This window comes from Desulfitobacterium nosdiversum (genome assembly GCF_049860565.1).
GTDB lineage: Bacteria > Bacillota > Desulfitobacteriia > Desulfitobacteriales > Desulfitobacteriaceae > Desulfitobacterium_A > Desulfitobacterium_A nosdiversum.
Genome location: NZ_CP172056.1, coordinates 1863623 through 1884535, shown reverse-complemented (window position 1 = coordinate 1884535; position 20913 = coordinate 1863623). Strand labels below are relative to the sequence as shown.

The window sequence follows — 20913 nt, the reverse complement described above, 5'->3', positions numbered from 1 at the left end:
TCTCACTTCTTCCCTTTTTTCTTTTTACTCTTCGTCGGCTCGGAAGGGGCTGAATCGTGAGTCTCTTCTGTTTGGACATTTATGTCAAGATCTGAATTACCTTCACCATAATCTGCTGATTCATCCGTATAATCAGAGTACTCGTCGTACTCCGAATTTACATCGTACTCACCATTTTCATCATATTCAGCATTTTCGTCATACTCTGCGTTTTCATCGTACTCAGCGTTTTCATCATACTCGTCATATTCGTCATACTCAGCATTTTCATCATAGTCGTCATAATTTTCATCGTAATTCTCGTATTCATCGTATTCAGCTGCATCTTGATCGGTTTCTTCCGGAATAAGATTTTGAGCCAATGCTTGCGATTCACTCTTAATATCAATTTTCCAGTTCGTTAATTTAGCAGCCAAACGGGCATTTTGACCTTCCTTGCCAATAGCTAAGGAAAGCTGATAATCAGGAACAACAACTAGGGCAACCTTCTCATTCGGCTTAGGATAAACCCCAACGACCTTAGCCGGAGAAAGTGCGTTAGCTACAAATTCCTCAGGATCTGCTGAATAATTAACAATATCAATTTTTTCGCCTTTGAGTTCATTGACGATGCTCTGAACCCGGCTTCCCTTAGGGCCGACGCAAGCCCCTACCGCGTCAACATTCGGATCCCGGGAATAAACTGCCAGTTTTGAACGAGCGCCTGCTTCACGAGAAACTCCTTTAATTTCAACAAAGCCATCGTGAATTTCAGGGACTTCCAGTTCAAAAAGGCGTTTAATCAAGCCGGGATGCGTTCTGGACAGCATGATCTGCGGTCCCTTCGTCGTTTTTTTAACTTCCACAACGTAAGTTTTAATCCGTTCAAACGACTGATACGTCTCTCCCGGGATTTGTTCCTGCGCCATCAAAATGGCTTCAACCTTGCCTAAATCGACAATGACATTTTTTTGATCGTAACGCTGAACAACCCCAGTGACGATATCCCCTTCGCGGTTAATATACTCATCATAAATCATTCCACGTTCAGCTTCGCGAATTCTTTGGACAACAACTTGCTTCGCGGTTTGCGCTGCAATTCGTCCGAAATCGCGTGGTGTTACTTCATATTCGACGACATCCTCAAGATTGTAATTGGGATCGATTTTGCGGGCTTCAGCCAATGAAACCTGAGTCCGGCTGTCTTCAACTTCATCAACAACCGTTTTGCGCGAAAAAACCTTGAACTCTCCTGTTATCCGATCAATGCTTACACGAACATTTTGCAGTGATGCAAAATTCTTCTTATAAGCTGAAATTAATGCCGCTTCGATTGTTTCAAATAAAACTTCCGCTGAAATTCCTCGCTCCTTTTCTAATTCATGCAAGGCCTCAATGAATTCCATATTCATTTTTAATCTTTCCCCCTTGTGTTTAGTTAAATAAGATAGATCCTCTCTAAAAGTCCAATGCTAAATTTGCTTTTTCTACAATATCTCTCGGAACTGCGATCTTCTCATCCTCATATTCAAGAACTATCTCGTTATTGATAAGCCCTACTAAATATCCTGTAAACTCTTGATATCCTTGATAAGTTTCTCGGGTGCGAATATGGATCAACTCACCTTGAAAACGGATAAAATCTTGGTCCTTTTTTAAGGGGCGTTCCAAACCTGGTGAAGAGACTTCCAACATGTAGGCTTGAGGAATTGGATCATTCTGATCCAGGAGTTCACTCACTGCGTGACTTATGTTCGTGCAATCGTCGAGATCTACTCCTTCTTCCTTATCAATATAAAGACGAAGGTACCAATGTGCGCCTTCTTTTATGTACTCTACATCCACCAGTTCAAGCCCATGCTCCCGAATAATCGGAGTAATCAAAGCTTCAACCTTTTGTGTGACTGGCTGTCCCATTTTATCTCTCCTTTTATAAAAACCTGCTTTAACTAGTCTTACGAAGGTTTGGTAAAGTTATACTTTTTATGTATCGCAAATGTTAAACCATTTAATTTCTTTGATCGCGTAAATGAAAGAGTGGGTTCAAAACCCACTCCTTAATTTATTCCTTCAATTCCATTTTAAACTATAGCATATCCTGCAAGCAATCGCAACACCTGAGGGAAATAAAAAGGGAAATAAATGGAGATTAAAATACGCGGTATTACTTCAACGCTTCCGTAATAATCTCTTTAACGCGCGCTGTAAGTTCTTCGACCTTCACAAGCTCCATCTCTCCCGATTTGCGGAAGCGAAGCTCAACTTTTCCCTCAGCCAGCGTCTTGCTCCCTACAGTTACACGAAGGGGATATCCTACCAGGTCGGCATCTTTAAATTTAACACCTGGGCGTTCATCACGATCATCGATGATGACTTCCACCCCAGCCTTACGCATCTCCTCGTAAAGCTTATCTGCTGTTTCGGCTACTTGGGTATCTTTCATGCTTACAGGTACTAAAATAACATGGAACGGTGCAATCGGAATAGGCCAGATGATCCCGTCCTTATCATTGTTTTGCTCAATTGCGGCAGCAATAGTCCGGCTGACCCCGACCCCGTAGCATCCCATGACACACGGTTTTTCCTGCCCATTTTCATCTAAAAAGGTTGCATTCAAGGCTTTAGAATACTTCGTTCCCAATTTAAAGACTTGTCCGACTTCAATACCGCGGGCCTCTTGTAAAGAGCCGCCGCATTTAGGACATTTTTCACCTGCATTGACCATGCGCAAATCAAAAACTTGATCCATCCGGAAGTCGCGCTCAGGCAGGACATTGACATAATGCTGGTCCGGCTGATTAGCCCCGCATGCTGCCCTTTTCATCAAAGGAACTTCCAGGTCAGCTACGATTTTTAAATCCTTAGCCGCATTGATCGGTCCAACAAATCCAGGCTCGCATCCTAAAGTCTCTCTTACGGTTTCAGCAGCTGCAAGCTGAAGATTAACAAATGGTCCAAGCATATTGTTCAGTTTAATTTCATTGATTTCACGGTCGCCGCGGACAAGAACCAGGAAGATTTGATCATCGCCTTGATATAAGATCGATTTAACCAGTTCATGTTTTCCTAACCCTAAGAAATCAGAGACTTGGTCGATCGTCTTCGAGTCCGGTGTTGCAACGCGCTCGTATTCCCCATTTACTGTTTCACTCTCAATTGGATGCGGGCTGCATTCCGCTTTCTCGACATTTGCCGCATAGTCGCAGTCGGGACAATAGACGACGGCAGCCTCACCGGAATCAGCGAGAACCATAAATTCGTGGGTTCCTCCACTTCCGCCGATTGCCCCCGCATCTGCTTCAACTGGACGGAAGGTCAAGCCGCAGCGTGAAAAGATGCGTGTATAAGCGTCATACATTTTGTTATAACTTTCAGCGAGTCCCGCCTCGTCACGGTCAAAGGAGTAGAGGTCCTTCATCACGAATTCCCGGCCTCTCATTAAACCGAAGCGCGGACGCCGTTCATCCCGATATTTATTTTGGATCTGGTAAAGAAGCAGAGGAAGTTGCTTATAAGAACGAACCTCTCCCCGTACGAGATCGGTTACGATCTCTTCATGTGTCGGGCCAAGACAAAATTCACGCTCATGGCGGTCGGTTACACGAAACATTTCCGGCCCGTATACATCCCAACGGCCCGTTTCACGCCATAATTCTGCCGGCTGAACAATCGGCAGGAGAACCTCTTGTCCGCCTTTAGCATCCATTTCTTCGCGAACAATTTGCTCAATCTTCTTTAAAATTCTTAAGCCTAAGGGTAAATACGTATAAATTCCTGCAGCTGATTTGCGAATCAGTCCTGCCCGAAGCATTAACTTTTGGCTTACAACTTCAGCCTCAGCTGGAACTTCCCGTAATGTTGGAACGAGTACCTGACTTACACGCATCTAATTATTCATCCTTTCTATGTTCTTTAACATAATTCTCAATTTCTTCAAGTAAGGCGGGCAGCAGTTCTGCCTCAGGCATTCTCGCCACAATTTCACCCTTCCGGAAGAGGAGCCCCATTCCCTTCCCGCCGGCAATGCCAAAGTCAGCTTCTCGTGCTTCACCCGGACCATTTACTGCACAGCCCATAACCGCCACTTTTAAAGGCCTGTCCAAAACTGGAAGATGCGAAAGCTTCATTTCCACTTGATCAGCCAATTCGGCCAGATTAACCTGAGTTCGGCCGCATGTCGGACAGCTGATCAAATCAACACTGCGTTCTTTTAATCCTAAGGTCCTTAAGATTCCAAGCGCAACCGGGATCTCTTGCACCGGATCGCCTGTCAGCGAGACACGAATCGTATCGCCGATTCCTTCCGCCAGCAAAGTCCCAATCCCGACGGCGGATTTTATCAAGCCGGAGCGAACAGTCCCCGCTTCGGTTACACCAACATGCAGGGGGTAATCCACGGTTTCAGACATTAAACGATACGCTTTAAGCATCAGCGGGACCTCGGATGCCTTTAAGGAGACTTTTATTTTATCATATCCTTCCTCTTCAAGGATATGGATATGATTTAAAGCGCTTTCAACCATTCCCTCCGCCGTAATTCCGTGATATTTTTCGCGGATCTCTTTATCTAAGGAGCCCCCATTAACGCCAATGCGGATCGGGATTTCCCGTTCCTTAACAGCGCGCACAACCTCTTGAACCTTCCAGCGGGCTCCAATATTTCCTGGATTAAGCCGTAAACCGTGAATTCCCTGTTCGATTGCAATCAGAGCTAAACGATAATCGAAATGAATATCTGCAATCACGGGAAGCATACTTTGAGATGCAATTTCTTTAACCGCGTATGCCGCATCTTGATCAAGAACGGCAATACGCACAACCTCACAGCCTGCTTGTGCTAAAGCCTCAATCTGTTTCAAAGTTGCCAGTACATCACGAGTATCCGTATTTGTCATTGATTGGATCACTATAGGTGCTCCACCGCCTATAGTGACATGGCCAATCTTAACTTCTTTCGTCTGTTTTCTTGGCACAATGCTTGCCTCCTACCCTTTGCTAACAAAGAGTTTAAGAATATCCTGGTAGGTTACAGCGATCATCACTGCAAGAAGTAACACAAATCCAACAAAATGGATAAAATTTTCGCGCTCAGGTTTCACCGGTTTCCCCCTTAACCCTTCGATTAAAAGAAAAACTAAACGGCTTCCATCCAAGGCAGGAATCGGAAAGAGATTTAATAACCCAAGCTGAATACTTAAAATTCCTGTTAAACCCAGTAAACTTGCAAATCCCTGCTGAGCTCCTTCACCAATTGCCTGAGCAATAGCGACCGGCCCTCCTACTTCCGCAGGAACCTTGCCGGTGATCATCTCGGTTAGTGTGATAACAATAAATCGTGTAAATTCAATTGTTTTTTGCATTCCTAATTTAGCTGAATCCAAAAGGGATGTTTTCTGATAAATGACTTCCGGCGCAATTCCAACCATACCATAACCCGTCTGGGCATCCTTTTCCGTTTGTAATGTTACGTTCTGAACCTTTCCGGCGTATTCGACAGTTAAGGTAATCTTTTGATTCGGTTTGGAATGAATTGCATTCGTTAAGGTATTCCAGTCAGGGGTAGCCGCACCATCAATCGCTTGAATTTTTGCCCCGACCTGAAGCCCAATCTTCTCAGCAGGTTTTCCCTGAATGAGAGATCCAATGCCATTTCCTGCAGTAGGAATCCCATAATAGGCAAAAACAATCATGAATAGAAAAATGGCCAAGACAAAATTCATGATTGGACCGGCAGCAATAACGGACATCTTTTGCCAGACCTTTTTATTCATGTAGCTTTGGGGATCATGCGAGGGGGCCAAGACCTGCTCGCCATTTTCATCGATTTCAGGATCCATTCCATATAATCGTACAAATCCGCCTAAGGGAACGGCGCGAATCGCATAATACGTTTCTTTACCCTGAAACCCTATAAGTTTGGGACCAAATCCAAAGGCAAATTCAAGAACTTTGATTCCATTCCATCGTGCAACCATAAAGTGCCCAAACTCATGAATCATGACCAGCAACCCGAAAACAAAGATAATGGCTAAGGCATTAGTGATCACAAAAATCCCTCCTCATCACGGAAATCCCTACAATTACCCCTTACGAATTTATAATTCTCTCTTTTGCTCGCTTGCGGGCCCACTCGTCTGCTTCTAGTATGCTTTCCAAATCTGTAATATCTAACACCTCGTGTTCCTGACAAACTGCTTCCACGATTTCAACGATTTGTAAATATCCGATTTTTCCTTCTAAAAAGGCATAAACCGAAACTTCGTTGGCAGCGTTCATAACCGCTGGAAGAGTTCCCCCCCGTCGTCCAACCTCATACGCGAGTGCAAGGGCCGGCGTCTCTTGAAGGTTTGGCTCCTGGAATGTCAAGGTTTTCCCCCTAAGATCCAGCCTTTCAAATGAACTCGGCCATCGGGTGGGATAACTTAAGGCATATTGAATGGGCAATCGCATATCCGGACGGCCCAGTTGGGCTAAAACGCTTCCATCTTGATATTGAACCATTGAGTGAACAACACTTTGCGGATGAATTAATACTTCGATTTTATCATAATTCAAACCGAAAAGGTGATGGGCCTCAATCACCTCAAGTCCCTTATTCATCATTGTCGCCGAATCAATCGTAATTTTAGCGCCCATACTCCAATTCGGATGCTTTAGTGCCATTTCAGGGGTTACGCCTTTTAATTTTTCATGCGGCCAGCCTAAGAATGGTCCTCCGGAGGCCGTAATCAGGAGTTTATCCAAAGTACCCTTAGGCTCCTCTAAGCATTGAAAAATAGCGGAGTGTTCACTGTCAACGGGAATAATGGAACACCCCAATTTACGGGCAGTTTCCATCACAAGATCTCCTCCGGCAACAAGGGTTTCTTTATTAGCCAAGGCAATATTTTTTCCTGCGTTTAAAGCAGTCAGGGTTGGTTCTAAACCTATTCTTCCGCTTATAGCCGTAACAATCGTATCGGGTTCATCGGCGGTAACCGCGGAGATCATTCCCTTCATCCCTTGTTCAACAGGAATCGGAAGATCGGATAAACGACTTTTCAGCTCTTCTGCCGCCTCTTCATTCATCAGGGCCACTCTTTGCGGTTTAAACTCGCGAACCTGTTGTTCTATTTTATCAACATTGCTTCCTGCTGCGAGTGCATAAACTCGAAGCTGATCCGGATTTTCACGGACTACATCTAAAGTCTGCGTGCCAATGGAGCCTGTTGATCCGAGGATGCTTAACGTTTTCAATCTAATCTCACTTCCATTTAAGTTAAGTTCTAGGGTCCGTAAAAATTCCTGATTTTCTTAAAGCCTCATATAAAATAACCAATCCAGGTCCGATCACTAAACCAGCCCCCCCCAGCAGCTTTAGACCAACATACATGGAAATGAGTGTTGGCAAAGGGTGGAGTCCAATGCTTTTAGACATAATCTTAGGTTCAAGCATTTGCCGAATAACTATAGCTATGACCCAAATGACAAGCAGCTTTACGGCATCACTCACAGCCCGCATTAAAATCAATCCGATAATCCATGGAACAAATAGTATACCTGTGCCTACAATAGGTAATAGGTCAAGAAATGCGGCCAAAAAACCCATCGTAAAAGCATACCGATTACCCATCAGCAATAAACCTACGGTCAATGTTAAGCCTGTAATCGAAATCAAAATGGTCTCTGCACGAAGAAATCCGATAATCGCTGATCCAAGATCCTGACTTACCGTTTGTGCACCTGCATGCCAATTCCGAGGAACAAGTCCCACAAAAAAGCGTTTAATTCCTGGGAAGCTCGAACTGACCAAAAGCGCTGCCACAATAGCAACGACTAATACAAACAAAAAACCGGGAACCGCCGCCAAGAAGCTGAGCAGGGCTAAACTTGCAGATGCTGCCCAACTTTGCATTGATTTTAACAGCGATGCAAGCGAGGAGTTTAAGGTCGCCTGAATTTGAGGATTGATCACAATAAATTTTTCAAAGCTGTCAATTTGTTGATTAAATAACGCCATCAGATAATTATAATCCGGCATAGTAATCGATAAATCGGATAGTTCATTATAAAGTCTAACAAGAATTAAAGATATGAAAAGTCCAATTCCTAAAATCACTAAAATTAAGCTTAAAACTGCTGCATAAGAACGTTTCAGTTTTAAAACCTGCATGAGCTGTACAACTATCGGCTCCATAACAAGGGCAATTAGAAGCGCAAGAATAAAAGGCAAAAAGGCAGAAAAAAGGGAACTTATAACCTGACCGAAAACCGGCAGAAATTCCTGAAAAAAATAGGTGAAGAGTTTGAGAATAACCATCACGCTCGTAACTATTGCCAAACGATTAAGATTAAGCACAAGTTGATGCTTTAGTGACCTGTTCATATATTATCACCTCACGAAAAACAAAACCCAGTAATAAATCATCGGGAATGTAAATAACATGCTGTCAAACCTGTCTAAGAAACCGCCGTGTCCGGGAATTAAGGTTCCCGAGTCCTTAACATGCGCACTTCGTTTAAGGGCGGATTCAAAAAGATCACCGATTTGGGCACAGATCCCTACAATAAAGCTCAGAAGCAGGAAGGAAGTCCAGGGCATTCCGCCCATGATCCTTGACGCTGAATAACCGATTAACAATGCTCCAAGCAATCCGCCAATTGAACCCTCTATTGTCTTCTTGGGACTGACCTCAGGAGCCAGTTTATGTCTGCCCATGGCCCTCCCTATAAGATATGCAAAGGTATCCGTCGTCCATACCAGAATAAAGGCTAAAAAAGCCCAAGCCATCCCTTGTTCCAGGGAACGGAGTAAATACAAGTATGAACTGAGAATCACGGTATAAATAACACTAAAAAAATTATAGCTGATTTCAGAAAGCTGCACCTTAGGATACTGAATGCCCATTCTTCCCATAGCAAGTAACAACCAAAATAGAATAAAGGGAAACATCCAATTATTTATATTAAGATTGAGAAACAAAATCCAGATAACAGAAACACCGATTGTCATCACTGTCCAGATATTTATGCCAAGTCTGCGACCGATTTCCTGAAATTCATGGAGTGCTATAATCCCTATTACTGCCGTTAAAAGCTCAGTATACGGACCGCCGAGATAAGTCAAACCGAGAAGGAGCGGCGCTCCGATAAGGGCACTGATGGTTCTAATTAACATACTGACTCCTTCATTCCTTTTTGAGACCGCCAAAACGGCGATCTCGCTGTTGATACTCCCTGATCGCATCAAGTAAGGCTTTAGGATTAAAATCAGGCCAAAACTGTTCTAAAACGACAATTTCAGTATATGCAAGCTGCCATAACATAAAATTACTGAGTCGCATTTCACCAGAAGTCCTAATCAGCAGATCTGGGTCCGGTAATCCTGCAGTAAATAAGTGGGAACTAATCAACTCTTCATTGATTTCCCTGGGAAGTTTCTTCCCTTGCTCAACTTCTTCAGCTATTTTCTGAAAAGCTCTTGTGAGTTCGGCACGTCCGCCATAGTTTAAAGCCAAATTAAGAATTAAGCCTGGATTGTTTCGAGTTCTTGCGACTGATTTTGCCAGTTCCTTCTGGGCATCAAGAGGCAAATATGTAATATCTCCCAAAGTCCGAATATTAACTTGATTTTCATGTAGTTCATTAAGCTCCCGCCGCAGATAGTCGGTCAGCAGTGTCATTAACACACCGACTTCCTCTTTCGGCCTTCGCCAATTTTCAGTAGAAAATGCATATAGCGTCAGGACTTTAACCCCTAAATTCGAGCAAGTCTTGACGATATCCCGAAGCGCCTCTACTCCTGCACGATGCCCCATGGACCGAGGCAATCCTCTTCTTTTCGCCCACCGACCGTTTCCGTCCATGATAATCGCAATATGCTGCGGCAGACGTTCAATATCTATCCCCTCTGAGGAAAACGCTTCTTTATCTTTATTTCTAAAGCTAAGCCACATTCTCTCACCTCCAATTGACCGGTAAAAGTGGTCAAAGACCCCCTAAAAAGTGAGGGGGTCAGAGCACATATATCCATTTGTTTTATTTTATACTTCCATGATTTCGTTTTCTTTAGCTTCCATTGTCTGGTCTATCTCTTTAATAAACTTATCCGTCATCTTTTGTACATCCTCTTGGGCTCTTTTGATCTCATCCTCTGAAGCCATATGATCCTTTTCCAGCTTCTTAAGCTGATCATTAGTATCCCTGCGAATATTGCGAACGGCAACTCTTGCGTCTTCCGCTTTTTTCTTAACGGTCTTAACGAGTTCAGTTCTCCGTTCAGACGTTAACTGAGGAATAATAAGACGGATGACAATTCCATCGCTTGAAGGATTCAGATCTAAATCCGACTTGAGTATTCCTTTTTCAATGGCAGGCAAAGCCGATTTATCCCAAGGCTGAATGACAAGCATCCGAGATTCAGGTACAGAAATATTAGCCAGCTGGTTAATCGGAGTGGTGGTTCCGTAGTATTCGGCAGTTACACGTTCAAGCATACTCGGATTAGCTCGACCTGCGCGAATCAACGTATACTCTTTACGCAAGGACTCTGCCCCTTTACGCATACGTTCTTCCGTGTCTTTTAAAACCTCACTGATCATTAATGTCCCTCCCTACATAAGTACCTATAGTTTCTCCCATGATCGCTTTATAAATATTCCCATCTTTGTTAAGGTTAAATATAATAAGCGGAATATTGTTATCCATACAAAGTGATGCCGCTGTCGAATCCATAACCTTTAAGCCCCGGCTAAGCACTTCTAAATAACTCAGGCGGTCAAACTTAACTGCCGAAGGATTTTTCAAGGGATCTGAATCATAGACTCCGTCGACACGCTTCGCCATGAGAATAGCCTCGGCTTCTATTTCAGCAGCCCTTAACGCCGCTGTTGTATCCGTTGAGAAATAGGGATTACCTGTACCTGCAGCAAAAATAACAATCCGCCCTTTTTCCATATGCCGGATTGCACGCCGGCGAATATAAGGTTCTGCCACTTGCCTCATTTCGATCGCAGATAAAACCCGAGTCGCCATACCTGCTTTCTCCAAAGCATCCTGCAAGGCCAGTGCGTTCATGACTGTTGCCAACATTCCCATGTAATCGGCAGTAGCGCGATCCATTCCTTGAGAACTTCCTGCAATCCCCCGCCAAATATTGCCTCCGCCGACGACTAGAGCAACTTCTACTCCCAGTTTGCGAATTTCCGCGACTTGCTTTGCAACCGTTACCAGCATATTGTGAGCGATACCGAACCCTTGACTTCCTGCTAAAGCCTCTCCGCTCAGTTTCAATATAACGCGATGGTAGCGTGGTGTATCCATGGTTGAACCTCCAGTCATTATTTCTACATTGTTTAAGCATTTCCTTTTTGAATTTCAGGCAATCCGAAAAAGAGAACACCTGAGTGTTCTCTAGACGCTTCCTTAGCGGTTCATTTCCTTCATAACTTCAGCTGCGAAGTCTTCTTGTCTCTTTTCAAGTCCTTCGCCTAATTCATAGCGAGTAAAGCGGCGAATAACAATCCGTTCACCGATCTTAGCCGTTTTTTCTAAGACGAGATCATGAATGGTTTTATCGGGGTCTTTAACAAAAGCCTGCTCCATCAGGCAAACTTCTTTATAGAATTTTGAAATTCTGCCTTCAACCATTTTTTCAATAATTTTTTCAGGTTTTCCCTCATTAAGCGCTTGTGCTCTCAGAATTTCCTTTTCATGGTTAAGCACATCTTCCGGTACTTCTTCTTTAACAAGATACTCAGGCCGTGCTGCAGCAATTTGCAAAGCAATATCTTTAACGAAGAGCTTAAATTCTTCGGTTTGAGCCACAAAGTCAGTTTCGCAGTTCACTTCAAGGAGAACGCCGATTCTTCCGCCGCCATGAATATAAGATTCAACAACACCTTCAGCTGCAATCCGCCCTTCTTTTTTCGCAGCGGCCGCTAAACCCTTTTCCCGCAAGAGGTCGATAGCTTTATCAACATCGCCGTTAACTTCAGTTAAAGCCTTTTTACAATCCATCATTCCTGCACCGGTACGTTCACGAAGCTCTTTTACCAGAGCCGCAGTAATTTCAGCCATTTCAAACCCTCCAACTTTATGTACTACTCAATTAAATAAACTACATTGATTGTTACCAACTTTTATTCAAAATTTATCTTTTACATAAAAAGGGCAGGATGAGCATCCGGGAAGCTTGACCAACCCTTCTTCACCCTGCCCCTCTTTCATCCCTACTTGTTAATCAACACGGGATAATTATTCAGCAGTGACTTCCTCAGCCACGTTTTCCGCTGCTTCTTCAGCTTCGTCAAGGCTGCCTTGTTGACCTTCGAGAATAGCATCAGCCATTCTTCCGGTTAAAAGCTTGACTGCACGAATAGCATCATCGTTAGCTGGAATAACCACGTCGATCTCATCCGGATCGCAGTTTGTATCAACAATACCGACAATCGGGATATTCAAGCGGCGCGCTTCAGCAACAGCAATACGCTCTTTGCGTGGATCAACAACGAATAAAGCGTCAGGGAGCTTTTTCATATTCTTGATTCCGCCCAAGAAGCGCTCAAGTTTCTCCATTTCGTGACGAAGTTGAGCAACTTCCTTCTTAGGAAGGATCTCAAATACTCCTTCAGCTTCCATCCGTTCTAATTCCCGCAGCCGACTAACGCGTTTTTGAATCGTTTGGAAATTAGTGAGCATACCGCCGAGCCAACGCTCATTGACAAAATACATTCCGCAGCGTTCAGCTTCTTCTTTCACTGACTCTTGCGCTTGCTTTTTGGTACCGACGAATAACATCGTACCTCCGTCTGCAGCAAGATTGCGTACGAAATTGTAGGCCTCGTCTACCTTCTTAACGGTTTTTTGCAGATCAATGATATAAATACCATTGCGCTCCGTAAAAATGTAGCGAGCCATCTTAGGATTCCAACGACGTGTTTGATGACCGAAGTGAACACCGGCTTCTAATAATTGTTTCATAGAAATTACAGCCATTGTGTTGCACCTCCTCTCCTTGTTTTTTTCCTCCGCAGGTTCATCTTCTGATTCACCCTAAGAAGGGAACCTGAATCAGCATCCCGCTGCGTGTGTAATGAATTTCACACTGTTTGTAGAATATCATAAGCAACGTTGCTTTGCAAGAAATTCACATAAAATAATTCAGGCGAATTAAAACCTCCGCCTGAATTATTTTCTTCATGCTATATTGGACCGAATCGAATGGCTTCGGACAAATTGCTCCAGATCACCCATTAGTTCCGGAAATGGAAAATACACATCAGATATATAAAAGTCGTTATTGCTGTAGGTTTTTATCTGGACAATTTCTTTTCCTTTAGGCGAGGTATAAACTGCGATGCGCCGAATCTCCTCAGAGCCAATCTTCTGTTCACCTGATAACGAACAAAACAAAAGACTGCTTTCCTCGATCTCTAGATGCTTACTCCGGCCATAAATCCACAGAGCGAGAATACCCAAGGAACAAACAAGGTAAAGACCAATCAGGATATTCCTTTCCAGAAGGGATATTTTAAAGATTAAAATCAACAATGCAGTGAATGCGGGATATCCTATTAAAAACAGAACGCCTGGAAGCAGCAAAGGTTTAAACTGATAATGATATTTAGCCATTAGTTATGACGGATCTTGTCCAGTTCATCCAACAGGTAGTCATTGAGAACCCGAATATAGGTCCCTTTCATCCCTAAAGACTTGGATTCAATAACACCCGCTGACTCAAACTTCCGAAGCGCATTGACAATAACAGAACGTGTAATTCCTACGCGGTCCGCAATTTTGCTTGCAACGAGAAGTCCATCAGATCCTCCTAATTCTGCAAAGATATGTTCAACCGCTTCAAGTTCCGAGTAGGAAAGCGTTCCCAAAGCAATCTGAACTGCAGCTTTTTTACGGGCTTCTTCTTCAGCACGTTCTGCCTTTACCCTTAAAATTTCCATACCGACTACGGTTCCACCGTATTCTGCCAGAATAAGATCTCCATCCGTAAACTCTTCATTGTACTTGGATAATACCAAAGTCCCTACGCGTTCACCGCCGCCCAAGACCGGAACAATGGTTGTGATCTTATTGTTGAAAAGGCAGCGCTCCTTTTGATTAAATACGCAGCCATTGGCGACCTGGGTGGTATTCGATTTGGTTTCTGTGATCTTCATCAATCCCTCATTATAGCTTTCAGGAAAACGCTCGGAATGAATAACAATCTCTTCCATTGCATCACAGGCGAAATCCGGCATAAAGCTGTAGCCCAAAATTTTGCCGCGACGTCCCACAATGTAGCAATTAGCGGTTATGGCCTCACTTAAGACTTTTGCCATTTCGTCAAAATCAACCGGATGTCCGGCAGCACGCTGAACGATTTTGCTGATCGCCCGTGTTTTTTCTAATAGGTTTTGCATAAGTTTTTCCTCCTTATAAATTCGGTTTATTCTTATCTTTGAGTTCTATTAATCTTTAACAATATCTTTTACCTATAAAATATAGCGGGAAAGATCCTGGTTCTTCACAACATCCCCTAAACGGTGCTGAACATATTCGCGGTTAATGGTTACCGTATAATCTTCCGGGAGTTCCGATGCTTCAAAGGAAAGCTCTTCGAGCACCTTTTCAACAATCGTGTGAAGTCTCCGAGCTCCAATATTCTCAGTATTAGAATTGACTTCAAAGGCAACCTCTGCTAACTCTTCAATAGCATTCTCTGTAAATTCTACCTTTATCCCTTCAGTTTCCAACAAAGCGCTATATTGCTTAATCAATGATGACTGAGGTTCCGTTAAAATCCTCTTAAAATCTTCAACTTTTAAAGATTCCAGCTCAACTCGAATTGGAAAACGGCCTTGAAGCTCGGGAATTAAATCTGAAGGTTTGCTTAAATTAAAAGCGCCTGCCGCAATAAACAATATATGTTCAGTTTTAACCGGACCATACTTTGTCACGACAGTAGAACCTTCAACGATAGGAAGAATATCCCGCTGAACCCCCCCTCTTGATACATCGGGTCCTGATGCTCCTTCTCGCCCGGCAATTTTATCGATTTCATCAAGAAAAACGATGCCTTCCTGCTCAGCACGTGTAATCGCTTCCTGGACTGCCTCGTCTTGATCAATCATGTTTTGAGCTTCATCCAAAGCAAGGATTCGCCGAGCCTCTTTTACCGTGACCTTACGCTTCTTGTGTTTTTTAGGGAGCATTCCAGCCATCATGTCCTGGAGATTTGAGTTAAGCTCCATGCCGGCATTGCCAATAAGATCTGGAAGCAAAGGCTGACTATCCTCCACTTCAACTTCAATCACTTCATCTTCAAGTTCCCCATGCTGAAGTTTCTCGGCGACAATCGCCCGTTCCCGCTCGATTTCCGGGGTTATATTTTCAGGTTCTTTATCCTCATTTTGATTAAAAAGAAATTGAAAAGGATTTGAAGAATGTGTTTCCGTACGTTTTCCCGGAACAAGAAGCGATACAAGCCGTTTTTCCGCCGCCACTGCAGCTTTGCCTTCGACATCTTTCATCCGCTCTGCTTTAACCATGCGCAAAGCGATTTCGACGAGATCGCGAACGATCGATTCGACATCCCGTCCAACGTAGCCGACTTCAGTAAACTTCGTTGCTTCAACCTTAATAAACGGAGCACGTACCAGCTTGGCCAATCTTCTGGCGATTTCTGTTTTCCCGACGCCCGTAGGACCGATCATTAAAATATTCTTAGGAAGCACTTCCTCTTTAAGTCCTTCGGGTAAAAGGGATCTCCTGTAACGATTGCGCAAAGCAATGGCTACCGCCTTTTTCGCTTGTTTCTGACCGACGATGTTACGATCCAATTCACGGACAATTTCCCGTGGTGTGAGTTGTTCCATGCGCTCACCCCTTATAATTCTTCCACAATAATATGGTCATTGGTATAGACGCAGATCGCTGAAGCCACTTCCATCGCTTCCTTGGCTAATTCCGCCGGTTCTAAAGCAGAATGTTTAAGTAAAGCTCTGGCCGCTGCTAACGCATAATTTCCGCCTGAACCAATCGCAGCAACTCCGTCATCCGGTTCAATTACTTCCCCAGACCCGGATAAAAGCAGCAAGCTCTCCTTATCTGCAACAAGGAGCATCGCTTCTAAATTTCGAAGCATTTTATCCATTCGCCATTCTTTCGTTAATTCAACTGCCGCTCTTTGCAGATTTCCGTTATATTCTTCAAGCTTAAGTTCAAACTTTTCAAAGAGAGTAAAAGCATCCGCAACTGAACCGGCAAAACCTGCTAAGACCTTTCCATGGAAAAGCCTGCGAACCTTTCTCGCTGAGTGTTTCATAATGGTGTTTTGACCAAAAGTTACCTGCCCGTCACCCGCCATAGCAACTTGGTCCCCTCGTTTAACTGCAATAATTGTCGTAGCATGAAACATGAGCAAACCCTCCTTCTATACGGAAGTTTACTGGTTTCTTGACTCAGAGTCAAGATAAATTGTACATAATTGTACAAAATTTATGGCTTTTTATGAATATTTTGCACGAGGATGAGTTTCATCATAAACTTCGCGCAAACGTTCCCGAGTTAAATGCGTATAAATTTGGGTAGAAGAGAGTTTTGCATGTCCTAATAGTTCTTGAACACTTCGTAAATCCGCCCCGCCGTCAAGAAGATGCGTCGCAAAAGAGTGACGAAGCATATGAGGATGGATGTGCAAGGGTAATCCCGCTTGATTGGCAAGATTATTAAGTATGCGACGAATTGAGCGAACAGATAAACGAGATCCTTGATAGTTTAACAATAAAGCCTTTTGTGAATTCTCTCTCATACTTAAATAGGCCTGAATTGCCTCAAACGCATATTTTGTTATCGGAACAAGCCGCTCTTTTTTCCCTTTTCCTTTAATACGAAGAAGCATCTGATCCGAGTCAACATCCTCGCGGTTCAATGTCGCAAGCTCACTGACGCGCAGACCGGACCCATAAAGAAGTTCTAAAATAACCTGATCCCGTGCTCCTAAAACTGTAGTACAATCGGGAGTTTGAAGCAGCTTTTCCATTTGCTCGAAATATAAAAACTCAGGAAGTTTTCTTCCCAGCTTTGGAGTAGATATGCGTTGGACTGGGTTCTGGACAAGGTAACCATCCTTGCATAAAAATTTAAAAAATGAACGGAGGGCAGCTAATTTACGAGCCATACTTTTGCGTTCCAAACCTTGATCTGTGAGGTCACTCAGAAAACTTCGAATCCAATCGACCGTAACCTCTTCGATAGAAATTTTTTCAGGTTCAACGCCCTTTTCTTGACCCAAAAAATTTAAGAACTGCAAAATATCATTATGATAGGCAATCACTGTGTGTTCAGAACGATTTTGCGTCTTTAATTGTCCATCAAAAAGAGCCAGCGCCTGATCAGCTAACATAACCTGAACCTCCAAATCTAGACAAAGAGCACAAACTCTATCATAAAAATGTACTAATTCCGAGAAAGCAAGCTCTGCTGTTGAATAAACTCTTCAAGCCGTGCCAACGCTCTTTCGGAAATGCGTAGATTTTTTTCTCGTTTTCCTTTAATCCGTATTTCTAACGATGGAAACAACCCATAATTTATATTCATCGGCTGAAAATTTGTACTGGGTGAGCCTTCAAGGTGCAGGGCCAATGCCCCAAGAGCTGTTTCCGCCGGAAAAATCAGCGCGGATTGGTTCTCTATCGTTCGTGCAGCATTAATTCCTGCGAGCAGACCACTTGCCGCAGATTCAACATATCCTTCTACCCCAGTCATTTGTCCCGCGAAAAAAATTCGCGGATAATTCTTAAGACTAAAATCAGCCTTTAGAACTTGGGGCGCATTTAAGAAAGTGTTCCGGTGCATAACTCCATAGCGGACAAATTCAGCATTTTCAAGTCCCGGAATAAGCCGAAAAACACGCTGCTGTTCTCCCCACTTAAGATGAGTTTGAAAACCCACTAAATTAAAGAGTGTTCCCTCACGGTTTTCTTTGCGCAGCTGAACTACAGCATAAGACTTCTTCCCTGTTCGGGAGTCAACCAAACCTACAGGTTTTAGGGGACCAAAAGTGAGCGTTTGTTCTCCCCTGCCGGCCATGACTTCAATAGGCATACAGCCTTCAAAGACTCTCCCTTTTTCAAACCCTTTAACCTCTGCCGTTTCTGCCTTCAGAAGCTCTGCATAAAACCGTTTATATTCTTCCTCAGTCATTGGGCAATTTAAATAGTCAGGGTCACCTTTATCATAACGCGAAGCCCAAAACGCCTTCGCGAGATCAATCGATTCCAAGGTAACAATAGGGGCTGCCGCATCATAAAAAGAAAGGGCTTCTCTTCCGGTTACCTTCTGAATATCCTTAGCTAAATCATCCGCGGTCAATGGACCTGTCGCCACAACAACAACTCCATCCTCAGGAATGGTCTTAACCTCTTCACGATGAACTGTGATAAAGGGATGTTCCTCAATGCGTTGGGTAATTTCTGCTGAAAAAAGTTCTCGATCAACGGCCAATGCCCCGCCTGCCGGCACCGTATGTTGGTCTGCAGCACTTACAATAAGCGAATCGAGGCGGCGCATTTCTTCTTTTAATAAACCTGCTGCATTATCCAGTCCGGCACCCTTTAAAGAGTTGCTGCAAACGAGTTCTCCAAAATTCCTCGTATGATGAGCGGGAGTCATTTTTTCCGGACGCATCTCAAAAAGTTCAACTGAAATTTTTCTCTGTGCAATCTGCCAGGCCGCCTCTGCTCCAGCTAAACCCGCACCGATTACGATTACTTTTGTCATTTCATTTTTCCTCTTCCGGCTCCTCAATCGGCTGATCGTAGCGGCATTCTTGATTGGTACAAACATAGTGCCTGCCCTGTTTTGAACCTTTGATAACCATTAAGCTTTGGCATTGCGGACAGGGTTCCGGCGCCGGCAATTCCCAGGATACAAAATCACAATCAGGATAAGTACTGCAGCCGTAAAATCTACGGCCCTTTTTACTGCGGCGCACAACGAGCGGATGTCCGCACTTAGGACAATTCGCTTCGATTTCTTCAAGAAGCGGTTTTGTATTCCTGCATTCCGGGAATCCGGGACAAGCGAGAAATTTGCCATACCTCCCCATTTTAATGACCATATTCCGTCCGCAATTCTCGCAGATTTCATCGGATATCTTATCTTCAATTTGAACTTTTCCGATCTTTTCCTCTGCTTTTGCTAAAAGCGTTGCAAACGGAGCATAGAAATCGCGAATAACTGTTCTCCACTGTGTCGATCCTTCTTCGATATCGTCCAGTTTCTCTTCAAAATTAGCGGTAAACTCCAGACTTAACAATTCGGAGAAATTTTCTTTCAGAAGCGAGATGACAATCTCACCAAGTTCCGTAGGTGAAAGCTGCTTGCCCTCTTTGGCAACATAACCACGGCTTTGGATCGTTTCAATGGTAGGTGCATAGGTACTTGGTCTTCCGATGCCCTCTTCTTCCATCTTCCGTACTAAAGATGCTTCTGTATAACGTGCAGGCGGTTCTGTAAAATGCTGTTTTTCATTCAGTTTAAGCAATTCCAGCGCTTCTCCCTGGACCACCTGGGCCGATAAAGAACCTTCCTCCGGCTCTTTATCGCTTTCATCCTGACTTTCTTCATATACCGCTAAAAAGCCTGGAAAGCGGACCGTTGAAGCATTCGCACGGAACAGGTATTTCCCCGTACCTACTTCAACAGTCAAGGTGTCCAACAAAGCCACACTCATCTGACTTGCTAAAAAGCGAGACCAAATTAATCGATACAAGCGGAGTTGATCCCGGCTTAGAAATTCTTTTAACGAGTCCGGAGTTCGTAAAACTGAAGTGGGGCGAACCGCTTCGTGCGCCTCTTGAGTTCTTCCCTTGCTTGTATACTCCCGTGCCTGCGGCGGATAGTACTCCAGACTGTAATTTTCAAGAATCCATTCCTTCGCTTCAGTTTGAGCTATTTCTGAAATTCTTACAGAATCGGTACGCATATAGGTAATTAAACCGACCGAACCCTGTTTTCCCAGCTCTAAGCCCTCATAGAGCTGTTGGGCAAGCATCATTGTACGTTTCGGAGACATGTTGAGCTTTCGGTAAGCCTCTTGTTGCAAAGTACTTGTTGTAAACGGAGGAGCAGGCTGCTTCTTCTTTTCTTTCTTACGGACTTCTTGGACCGAGTAATTCGCGTTCTCTAAATCCTTAAGAATGAGCTCCATTTCCGTTTCACTGGAAATAGCAATCTTCTGGCTGTCTTTCTTAACCAATTTCGCGCTGAAGTTTCCTCCGGTAGCATGGAACTGAGCCGTAAGGCTCCAATATTCCTCTGGAATAAAGTTTCGAATTTCCTCTTCCCGATCACAGATTAAACGTACGGCAACGGATTGTACCCGCCCGGCACTAAGCCCCTTTTTCACTTTTCTCCAAAGCAGCGGACTTAACTGATACCCCACTAAACGATCAAGAATACGTCTTGCTTGTTGGGCATCAACACGATCCGTATCAATTTTACGCGGTTGTTTAACCGCTGCGGTTATCGCCGGTTTTGTAATCTCATGAAACTCGATCCGGCATTTGCCGTCAGTATCAATTCCCAAAAGATGGGCAAGATGCCAAGCGATTGCTTCTCCTTCGCGATCCGGGTCAGAGGCCAGTAAGATTCTGTCCGCCCCTTTAGCTGCCGTACGAAGTTCTTTGATTAAATTTCCGCGGCCACGAATTGCGATATATTTAGGTTCAAAATTTTTTTCAATATCGACTCCCATCTGGCTTTTAGGCAAATCACGCAAATGCCCCATCGAAGCCTTAACAGTATATTGGCTGCTTAAGAATTTGCTGATTGATTTTGCCTTGGCCGGAGACTCGACAATGACGAGTGTTTTTGCCATAATTCACCTCAAGATTCCTCTCTATATTCATTATGTACAGTCTTCACAGAGTTAAACATTTAAAGCTTAAAACTAGC

The 20913-nt window shown here is 43.8% G+C and carries 20 protein-coding genes; all 20 read right to left on the bottom strand.

The genetic code is table 11. From position 1 onward, the window contains the following. Window positions 1-2: 2 nt before the first annotated feature. The 20 genes from nusA to topA all read right to left on the bottom strand — a co-directional run bounded on the left by nusA (window position 3) and on the right by topA (window position 20836). Entirely contained in the window at window positions 3-1391 is a 1389-nt protein-coding gene (gene nusA, locus ACHOLT_RS08950; RefSeq protein WP_425807384.1) for a transcription termination factor NusA, read from the bottom strand. Between the two features lie 46 nt (window positions 1392-1437). Continuing rightward, window positions 1438-1896 (bottom strand): ribosome maturation factor RimP, encoded by a 459-nt coding sequence (gene rimP, locus ACHOLT_RS08945; RefSeq protein WP_425807383.1) that lies wholly within the window; start codon window positions 1894-1896, stop codon window positions 1438-1440. 247 nt (window positions 1897-2143) lie between these two features. Next, window positions 2144-3865, bottom strand: a complete 1722-nt coding sequence (locus ACHOLT_RS08940; protein ID WP_425807381.1) for a proline--tRNA ligase — start codon at window positions 3863-3865, stop codon at window positions 2144-2146. Window positions 3866-3869: 4 nt separating this feature from the next. Further along, the gene (gene ispG / locus ACHOLT_RS08935) at window positions 3870-4952 is read right to left on the bottom strand and encodes a flavodoxin-dependent (E)-4-hydroxy-3-methylbut-2-enyl-diphosphate synthase (protein ID WP_425807379.1); all 1083 of its coding nucleotides are present in this window, start codon (window positions 4950-4952) and stop codon (window positions 3870-3872) included. A 12-nt stretch (window positions 4953-4964) separates the two neighbouring features. Further along, window positions 4965-6023 (bottom strand): RIP metalloprotease RseP, encoded by a 1059-nt coding sequence (rseP, locus tag ACHOLT_RS08930; protein WP_425807961.1) that lies wholly within the window; start codon window positions 6021-6023, stop codon window positions 4965-4967. A gap of 43 nt (window positions 6024-6066) precedes the next feature. Continuing rightward, on the bottom strand, window positions 6067-7215 hold the full coding sequence (locus tag ACHOLT_RS08925) for a 1-deoxy-D-xylulose-5-phosphate reductoisomerase (protein ID WP_425807376.1): 1149 nt from the start codon (window positions 7213-7215) through the stop codon (window positions 6067-6069). Between the two features lie 22 nt (window positions 7216-7237). Then, window positions 7238-8344, bottom strand: a complete 1107-nt coding sequence (gene ytvI / locus ACHOLT_RS08920) for a sporulation integral membrane protein YtvI (protein ID WP_425807374.1) — start codon at window positions 8342-8344, stop codon at window positions 7238-7240. A gap of 6 nt (window positions 8345-8350) precedes the next feature. Beyond that, a complete protein-coding gene (locus tag ACHOLT_RS08915; protein WP_425807372.1) occupies window positions 8351-9136 on the bottom strand; it encodes a phosphatidate cytidylyltransferase in 786 nt (261 codons plus the stop codon). Window positions 9137-9146: 10 nt separating this feature from the next. After that, on the bottom strand, window positions 9147-9914 hold the full coding sequence (locus tag ACHOLT_RS08910; protein ID WP_425807371.1) for an isoprenyl transferase: 768 nt from the start codon (window positions 9912-9914) through the stop codon (window positions 9147-9149). A gap of 87 nt (window positions 9915-10001) precedes the next feature. Beyond that, window positions 10002-10559, bottom strand: a complete 558-nt coding sequence (gene frr / locus ACHOLT_RS08905; protein WP_425807368.1) for a ribosome recycling factor — start codon at window positions 10557-10559, stop codon at window positions 10002-10004. Further along, window positions 10549-11280, bottom strand: a complete 732-nt coding sequence (pyrH, locus tag ACHOLT_RS08900; protein WP_425807367.1) for a UMP kinase — start codon at window positions 11278-11280, stop codon at window positions 10549-10551. Before pyrH ends, frr begins: the two co-directional genes overlap by 11 nt. 102 nt (window positions 11281-11382) lie before the next feature. Then, window positions 11383-12036 (bottom strand): translation elongation factor Ts, encoded by a 654-nt coding sequence (gene tsf / locus ACHOLT_RS08895; RefSeq protein ID WP_425807365.1) that lies wholly within the window; start codon window positions 12034-12036, stop codon window positions 11383-11385. Between the two features lie 177 nt (window positions 12037-12213). Continuing rightward, window positions 12214-12954: a 30S ribosomal protein S2 gene (gene rpsB, locus ACHOLT_RS08890; protein WP_425807363.1), complete on the bottom strand. Its 741-nt coding sequence runs from the start codon at window positions 12952-12954 to the stop codon at window positions 12214-12216. A 201-nt stretch (window positions 12955-13155) separates the two neighbouring features. Beyond that, window positions 13156-13590, bottom strand: coding sequence for a hypothetical protein (locus ACHOLT_RS08885; protein ID WP_425807362.1), 435 nt, complete (start codon window positions 13588-13590; stop codon window positions 13156-13158). Then, the gene (codY, locus tag ACHOLT_RS08880; RefSeq protein ID WP_425807360.1) at window positions 13590-14375 is read right to left on the bottom strand and encodes a GTP-sensing pleiotropic transcriptional regulator CodY; all 786 of its coding nucleotides are present in this window, start codon (window positions 14373-14375) and stop codon (window positions 13590-13592) included. The genes ACHOLT_RS08885 and codY overlap by 1 nt, the downstream gene beginning before the upstream one ends. 72 nt (window positions 14376-14447) lie before the next feature. Then, window positions 14448-15830, bottom strand: coding sequence for an ATP-dependent protease ATPase subunit HslU (hslU, locus tag ACHOLT_RS08875; RefSeq protein ID WP_425807358.1), 1383 nt, complete (start codon window positions 15828-15830; stop codon window positions 14448-14450). 11 nt (window positions 15831-15841) lie between these two features. Further along, the gene (gene hslV / locus ACHOLT_RS08870) at window positions 15842-16372 is read right to left on the bottom strand and encodes an ATP-dependent protease subunit HslV (RefSeq protein WP_425807357.1); all 531 of its coding nucleotides are present in this window, start codon (window positions 16370-16372) and stop codon (window positions 15842-15844) included. Between the two features lie 90 nt (window positions 16373-16462). Continuing rightward, window positions 16463-17359, bottom strand: coding sequence for a tyrosine recombinase XerC (gene xerC / locus ACHOLT_RS08865; RefSeq protein WP_425807356.1), 897 nt, complete (start codon window positions 17357-17359; stop codon window positions 16463-16465). 53 nt (window positions 17360-17412) lie between these two features. After that, window positions 17413-18735, bottom strand: coding sequence for a methylenetetrahydrofolate--tRNA-(uracil(54)-C(5))-methyltransferase (FADH(2)-oxidizing) TrmFO (gene trmFO, locus ACHOLT_RS08860; RefSeq protein ID WP_425807354.1), 1323 nt, complete (start codon window positions 18733-18735; stop codon window positions 17413-17415). A gap of 1 nt (window position 18736) precedes the next feature. Next, window positions 18737-20836 carry a type I DNA topoisomerase gene (gene topA, locus ACHOLT_RS08855; protein WP_425807353.1) on the bottom strand — a complete coding sequence of 700 codons (2100 nt, stop codon included), beginning with the start codon at window positions 20834-20836 and terminating at the stop codon, window positions 18737-18739. Window positions 20837-20913: the final 77 nt, after the last annotated feature.